The 6,126-nt window shown below is 27.4% G+C and carries 5 protein-coding genes; 4 read left to right on the top strand and 1 reads right to left on the bottom strand.

What is annotated here, in order from left to right:
- Window positions 1–378: 378 nt before the first annotated feature.
- Window positions 379–1,665, bottom strand: a complete 1,287-nt coding sequence (gene brnQ, locus HF862_RS08850; RefSeq protein ID WP_170187508.1) for a branched-chain amino acid transport system II carrier protein — start codon at window positions 1,663–1,665, stop codon at window positions 379–381.
- A 590-nt stretch (window positions 1,666–2,255) separates the two neighbouring features.
- Between brnQ and HF862_RS08845 the strand changes: the two genes are divergently transcribed.
- The 4 genes from HF862_RS08845 (at window position 2,256) to HF862_RS08830 (ending at window position 6,124) form a co-directional block, all read left to right on the top strand.
- The gene (locus tag HF862_RS08845) at window positions 2,256–3,395 is read left to right on the top strand and encodes an ABC transporter substrate-binding protein (protein ID WP_170187507.1); all 1,140 of its coding nucleotides are present in this window, start codon (window positions 2,256–2,258) and stop codon (window positions 3,393–3,395) included.
- Window positions 3,396–3,464: 69 nt separating this feature from the next.
- Window positions 3,465–4,349, top strand: coding sequence for a branched-chain amino acid ABC transporter permease (locus HF862_RS08840; RefSeq protein ID WP_170187506.1), 885 nt, complete (start codon window positions 3,465–3,467; stop codon window positions 4,347–4,349).
- 10 nt (window positions 4,350–4,359) lie between these two features.
- Window positions 4,360–5,334, top strand: a complete 975-nt coding sequence (locus HF862_RS08835; protein WP_170187505.1) for a branched-chain amino acid ABC transporter permease — start codon at window positions 4,360–4,362, stop codon at window positions 5,332–5,334.
- Window positions 5,327–6,124, top strand: coding sequence for an ABC transporter ATP-binding protein (locus tag HF862_RS08830; protein ID WP_170187504.1), 798 nt, complete (start codon window positions 5,327–5,329; stop codon window positions 6,122–6,124). Before HF862_RS08835 ends, HF862_RS08830 begins: the two co-directional genes overlap by 8 nt.
- Window positions 6,125–6,126: the final 2 nt, after the last annotated feature.

The following is a 6,126-nucleotide window of genomic DNA, read 5'->3' as shown; positions in this document are numbered from 1 at the left end:
AATATTAAATGAAAAGTTGTGAGTAAGGAGTTATAGAATAGTCTATAGCTTTTTTTATTATTTGTTTAATATTTAAGGGGAAATTTGTAAAAATTTTAAAATAGAAAGTATTATTAAAAGTAGAGTATACTAAAAAAGAAAAAATTAAAAATTAAGAAGTAAGCAAAAAGAAGAAAAAAGAAAAATTCGGAAGTATTGTTTCAACAAAAAATAATAAATAATATTATTAAAATTAATTTGAATAGTTTGAATAGATAGTATAAATCAAAATATAAAAGAGTTATTGTATTGAAAATGAAAAATATAAATATTTATATTTAAAATAAATAAAAAAGCATGATGAAAATCATGCTTTTTTGCAACTAATTATTTATAAAGTTAAAAGTTTTTTTTATATTTTCCTCTATTACTAGAAATAAGATAAGCAATTATAATTCCTAAAATACATGGAATTAACCAAGCAAAACCATCTTTACCTAATGGTAAAAGTTGAATAAATTTAGTAAAAGAAGAAATTTTAAAAGTACTTCCTAAAACTTCTACAGTACTAATAAAAATAGATATATAAGTTCCAGTTCTAAAAGCAGCTTTATTTTCAATACCAAAAATATTCAACATTATTAAAACTATTGTTATAGGATATAAGATACAAAGAACAGGAACAGAAAGTTTAACTATAAAATCAACTCCCCCGATAGCCATAATAGTTGAAAATAAACTTGTAGCAATAGCTATTGTTTTATATGAAAATGGAGTAATTCTAGAAAACCAATCACTTGTAAGAGCTGTTAAACCAACAGAAGTTGTAAGACAAGCAGCAGCTACACATATTCCAAAAGCAATTTTTCCAATTGAACCTAGTGTCATTTGAGCTATATATAAAGCTAATCCAGTAGTATTAGTTCCAATATTAATTCCACTTATTCTAGCACCTAAATACATTAGTGATAAATAAATTAAACTTAATCCTAAAATAGCTATAACTCCAGCACTTGTTAAATATGTTTTTTGTTCATTAGGATTTGTTACTCCTTTTCCTTCAAGACCTTTTACAACAACAACTCCAAATAAAACAGCAGCTAGAGCATCCATTGTTTGATATCCTTGAATAAATCCAAATGTAAATATTCCATTTGAAACTTTTTCTACAGGAGTACCAAAATCGCCAAAAACTCCAATAATTGTTATAGATAATAAAATAATTAAAATAATAGGTGTTAAAAATTTTCCAATAATATCAGTTATTTTTGATTCTTTTAATACTAAAGCTAAAGTAACTCCAAAGAATAAAATAGAAGCTATAATAGAAACAATTAAAGGATTTAGATTGGGAGTAAGAGGTAAAACACCCATTTCTATTGTAGTAGAACCTGTTCTTGGAATAGCGAAAAGAGGACCTATAACTAAAACAAGGATACTACAGTATAAATTATTAAATCTTCTAGAAATTTTTATAGAAAAATTTTCTAATTCTCCAACTTTTATAAATGCTAAAACTCCAAGTAAAGGTAAACCAGCAGCAGTAAGTAAAAAACCTATTCCTGATAAAAACCAATTATCTCCCATGTTATATCCAACAGAAGGAGGAAATATTAGATTTCCTGCTCCAAAAAACATAGCAAATAATGCAAAACCAAGTACTAAAATTTCTTTTCTTTTGTTCATGATTAATAATCTCCTAAGTAATGTTATATAAAAAGGCAGCCTTATAAAAATTAGGTTGCCACTTTTATTTTATGTTATAATTCCACTTAAAAATTTTATCAAAAAAAATATTTTATGTCAATCTTTATTTTGAAATATGTAAAATATATTATTTTTTTAATAATTAAATATTAAATATTTGATATGATTTAAAAAAAATAAATATTTTTTCTAATTTAATTATTTTAAATTAAATAAGTTATAAAAAAAATAAAGTTATATATAAAAAAAAAGCTTGATTTTTTTTTAATTTGGGTTTATACTTCTTTTAAATAATTTTTAGTATTTATTTTATGAAGGGAGAGAAAAAATATGTTTATGCTTAATATAATAGGATTAGTCATATGTGTAATAATTCTCATACAAGTGAATATGAGACTAATTTTACATACAAAAAATTATGTTAGGTTTTAAAATGTTTTAATTATATTTTTTCTTTTAGAGTTATTCAAAATTATTTTTAAAGATAGAATTTATTTAAACAACCTAACAAGGTTGTTTTTTTTTACAAAAATAAATTTATTTTAATTTATATTTAAGGAGGAATACTTATGAAAAAAACTACAATGACATTATTAGGACTTTCTTTATTAATGGTTGCTTGTGGAGGAAAACAAGAAGCTAAAGAGGCAGGAGTTATTAAAATAGGAGGATTAGGACCATTAACAGGACCAGTGGCTGTATATGGAGTATCTGCTACTAATGGTGCTAAATTAGCTTTTGAAGAAATTAATAAAGCAGGAGGAGTATTAGGAAAACAAATAGAATTTGTACTTTTAGATGAAAAAGGAGATTCTACAGAAGCTGTAACTGCATATAATAGACTTATAGATGAAGGAATTGTTGCATTAGTTGGAGATATTACATCAAAACCAACTTTAGCCGTAGCAGAGATAGCAGCTCAAGATAATATGCCAATGGTTACTCCTACAGGAACACAATTTAATATTACAGAAGCTGGACCAAATGTTTTCCGTGTATGTTTTACAGACCCTTATCAAGGAGTAATTCTTGCAAACTTAGCAAAAAATAATTTAAATGCTAAAACTGCTGCTATAATGGTTAATACATCTAGTGACTATTCTGATGGAATAGCTCAATCATTTGCAGAAGAAGCTAAGAAAATAGGGCTTAAAATCGTTGCTCAAGAAGGATATGCAGAAGGAGATAAAGATTTTAGAGCTCAATTAACAAAAATAGCTGCAACAAATCCAGATGTTTTATTAGTTCCAGAATATTATGAGCAAACAGCTCTAATAACTACTCAAGCAAGAGAAGTTGGAATAAAAGCTAAATTTATTGGACCAGATGGATGGGATGGAGTAGCTAAAGCCTTAGATGCATCAGCTTATCCAGCTATTGAAAATAGTTACTTTACAAATCACTATTCATTAGAAGATACAAGTGAAAAAATTCAAAGTTTTGCTGCTGCTTATAGAGCAAAATACAATGAAGACCCATCAGCTTTCTCAGCTTTATCTTATGATGCTGCTTACTTAGTTAAAGAAGCTATTGAAAAAGCAGGAAATACAGAGAAAGATGCTATAGTTAAAGCTATGAAAGAAATTGATTTCACTGGTGTTACAGGTCATTTAAACTTTGATGAGAAAAATAATCCTGTAAAAGCTGTTACTATTTTAAGAATAGAAAATGGAAATTACAGATTTGATTCAGTTATTCAACCTAAATAAATAAAAAATTATCTAGTTGCCTTATATTTTTAAGGTAACTAGATATTTAACATACAAAGGAGAGAATTTATGGAATTTTTATTGCAAATTATAAATGGATTGCAAATAGGAAGTATATATGCTTTAGTTTCGTTAGGTTATACAATGGTTTATGGAATAGCCCAACTTATAAACTTTGCTCATGGAGATATTATAATGGTAGGAGCATATGTTTCTTTATTTAGCATACCTGTTTTTTCTAGAATGGGATTACCCGTGTGGCTTACTATAGCTCCAGCTATAGTTATTTGTGTTCTTTTAGGAATGTTAACAGAAAAAGTTGCTTACAGACCTCTTAGAAATTCACCTAGAATTTCTAACTTAATCACAGCCATAGGAGTAAGCTTATTATTGGAAAATCTTTTTATGAAATTATTTACACCTAATACAAGAGCTTTTCCAAAAGTGTTTAATCAACCACCTTTATCTTTTGGGGAATTATATCTTAATTATGGAACACTTGTAACAATTTTATTAACAATTGCTTTATCAGTAGGATTACAATATTTTATGAAAAAAACTAAATATGGAAAAGCAATGATGGCAACAAGTGAAGATTATGGTGCAGCTAAATTAGTAGGAATTAATGTTGATAATACAATTCAACTTACTTTTGCAATAGGTAGTGGACTTGCAGCAATAGCATCTGTATTATATGTATCTGCTTATCCACAAGTACAACCTTTAATGGGTTCTATGTTAGGGATAAAAGCTTTTATTGCAGCAGTACTTGGTGGAATTGGAATTCTTCCTGGAGCTGTTCTTGGTGGGTTTATATTAGGAATTGTTGAAAGTTTAACAAGAGCATATTTATCATCACAACTTGCTGATGCTTTTGTTTTTGCTATACTTATAATAGTATTACTTGTTAAACCAACAGGAATTCTTGGTAAAAACATTAGAGAAAAAGTTTAGGAGGAAAGAAATGGATAAAACAAAAAAATGGAGTTATTTATTAACTTTTATTTTAGTTACAATTTTATTTTTTGTATTAACAGGACTTATTAATGCAAGAATAATTTCAAGATATCAATCAAGTATTATGATTCTTATTTGTATAAATATTATTTTGGCTGTTAGTTTAAATATTACAGTAGGATGTCTTGGACAAATTACAATAGGTCATGCTGGCTTCATGTCAGTTGGAGCTTATGCAGCAGCTTTATTTTCAAAAGCTGGTTTTGTAGATGGACTTCCTGGATATATATTAGCTCTTATAATAGGTGGAATTATTGCTGGAATTATAGGAATAATTATAGGAATACCTGCCCTTAGATTAAATGGAGATTATTTAGCTATAATTACTCTTGCTTTTGGAGAAATTATAAGGGTACTAATTGAATATTTTGATTTTACAGGTGGAGCTCAAGGGTTAAGAGGAATTCCTCGTTTTAATAATTTTAGTATCATTTATATAATAATGATTGCTTGTGTTATGATGATGTATTCTCTAATGACTAGCCGTCATGGAAGAGCAATTCTTTCAATAAGAGATGATGAAATAGCAAGTGGAGCTTCTGGAGTAAATACAACTTATTATAAAACATTTGCATTTACAGTATCTGCTGTTTTTGCTGGTATTGCTGGTGGAATTTATGGACATAATTTAGGAATTTTAGGAGCTAGACAATTTGATTTTAACTATTCTATCAATATTTTGGTTATGGTTGTATTAGGTGGAATGGGAAGTTTTACAGGTTCTATACTTTCTGCTATAGTTTTAACTATATTACCAGAAGTTTTAAGAGAATTTTCAGATTATCGTATGATAGTTTATTCTTTATTGTTAATCTTAACAATGATATTCCGTCCAACAGGACTTTTAGGACGTAAAGAGTTCCAAATTTCAAAATTAGTAAATAAATTTATTCTTAAGAAAAAGGAGGGTACAAATGAGTAAAACAATTTTAAATGCTAAAGATATATGTATAACATTTGGTGCCCTTAAAGCAGTAACAGATTTTAATTTAGAAATAAAAGAGAAAGAATTAGTAGGATTAATTGGACCAAATGGAGCAGGAAAAACAACAGTTTTTAATATTTTAACAGGTGTATATTCTGCTACATCAGGAACTTATACTTTTAATGGGGAGATAATTACAAAAACCCCTACATTTAAACTTATAAAAAAAGGTTTAGCTAGAACATTCCAAAATATAAGATTGTTTAAATATATGACTGTTTTAGACAATGTTTTAGTTGCAAATAATTTTAATATGAAATATGGAATATTGACAGGGACTTTCCGTTTTCCTAAATTTTGGAAAGAGGAAAAAGAAGCAAAAAATAAAGCAATGGAATTATTGAAAATTTTTGATTTGGACCAATATGCTAATATTGCAGCTGGAAATCTTCCTTATGGAAAACAAAGAAAACTTGAGATAGCTCGTGCAATGGCTACAAATCCAAAATTACTTTTATTAGATGAACCAGCAGCAGGAATGAATCCTACAGAAACAGAAGAATTAATGAAAACTATAAAGTTAATAAGAGATAAATTTGGAATTGCTATTCTTTTAATAGAACATGATATGAAACTTGTTTTGGGAATTTGTGAAAGACTTATTGTTTTAGACCATGGAACAATAATCGCAACTGGAGAACCTAAAAAAGTTGTAAATGACCCTGCAGTTGTTACAGCTTATTTGGGTAAAGATGATGATGAAGATGAGTTTATTGAGGAGGAATAGTA

Origin of the sequence: Fusobacterium sp. FSA-380-WT-3A (assembly GCF_012843705.1) — a bacterium.
Taxonomy (GTDB): Bacteria; Fusobacteriota; Fusobacteriia; order Fusobacteriales; family Fusobacteriaceae; genus Fusobacterium_B.
This window is presented reverse-complemented; position numbering and strand designations above follow the sequence as displayed.